Source organism: Bacillus sp. 196mf (assembly GCF_003217275.1).
In the GTDB taxonomy this organism is placed as follows: domain Bacteria; phylum Bacillota; class Bacilli; order Bacillales; family Bacillaceae_G; genus Bacillus_A; species Bacillus_A thuringiensis_S.
This window is the reverse complement of sequence record NZ_QJTG01000111.1, coordinates 1-1,314: the sequence shown is the minus strand read 5'-3', so window position 1 is coordinate 1,314 and position 1,314 is coordinate 1. Positions and strand designations below refer to the sequence as shown.

Genomic DNA, 1,314 nt, shown 5'->3' with positions numbered 1-1,314 from the left:
GATGGCAAAAAGGTGTTCAAGGTAAAGGCGAAAGTCGTTCGAAAACAGAGTAATGCTGGGGATGGACAGAACGATGGTGGTGCGAAAAATGAAAAAGAAAATAATTTAGTAGATAAGTCGGAAAAATTAAAGAAAAAATCAAATGAAAAATTAAAGAAATACGGTGCACAATCCAATTTTGTGGAGTTCGATTTTAATGACACTTATGTGAAAGATATCGGTGTGGAGAAGGCTCTAAACGATGTGATGAAAAAGTTTCCGAAAAGCATTTTAAAAGAGTGTTTTACAGATTTGGATGGTGTGGTATTTATTGATAGAGAGATTGCAGCGAGTAATCCGCTAGGGGCTTATGATAATAAAAAAAATAAAATCTATATACGTGTAAATCATGATGCATTTTTAAATAATGAGCTCGAGAATGTTAATGTATCTGCGGTACTTGCACATGAAATAGGACATAGAATTGATGAGGATGTACTCAATAGTGCTTCAAGAACACCTAAATTTATAAAAATTTATAATGAAGAAATGAAAGCACTCTCTAGTGTGACTAAAACTACCTATGGAGAAAAGAATCCGGAAGAATTTTTTGCAGAAGTAGTTCAATGTATGTTTTCCACAAATTCTAAACAACAAGAGGGAGTGCGTGCTCATACCCCTCAGGCGGTTAAATTTATTGAAGAAAAACTTAAAGAACTTAAAGAGAAATAGTAATTTCTAAGTTTTTCTCAACATATAGGTATATATCCTTAATGTTAAGAAAACACTTTTGGAGAACTTAAGATAGCTCCAAAACCTATTTGTATGTTTATTAGATAAGGATGGTACACAACTAAACTCCTGTTCTTTCATACATCTACCTAACGTAGTGTTCCGTAAATGCTGATAAGTCCAATATCAAGCTGAATGTTTTCAACTCCTTTAATTGTAAACGAGCTTTATTCGCTGAAGATATGATATAGAAGGAACTCTTGTAAAAGAGTTCCTCTTGATAAGAGAAAGTATCAGATGTCTGATACTTATAGTGTGAACATAAGGGATTTTTTTATACACGAAATGTAACAAAGCAGCTAGCGAGCGCTAACTGCTCAGTAGTAGAAGGGGTACCGCCAGCATTTTGAAAAAAACCACGCTAAGGATTTTTTCTATAAAAAAAGCCGTTATATTAAGAATAAAACGGCTCTTAAAAAAAGGCGTAAGGGTAGATATAATCATGAAACATTTTACGAAAATGGTTCAAATGGAGGACCAAAGACACATATTTCTTTTTTCTTATATACTTAAAGCAGATATAAAAAATGAGAAGAAGGGTAA

The 1,314-nt window shown here is 33.0% G+C and carries 1 protein-coding gene and 1 pseudogene; both read left to right on the top strand.

Annotated features, from left to right (window positions below; genetic code table 11):
* The coding region (locus ATL10_RS31555) for an anthrax toxin lethal factor-related metalloendopeptidase (protein ID WP_481747238.1) at positions 1-711 on the top strand (711 nt) is incomplete at its 5' end.
* A gap of 406 nt (positions 712-1,117) precedes the next feature.
* Positions 1,118-1,314, top strand: a pseudogene (locus ATL10_RS31665) (hypothetical protein); the annotation flags it as partial.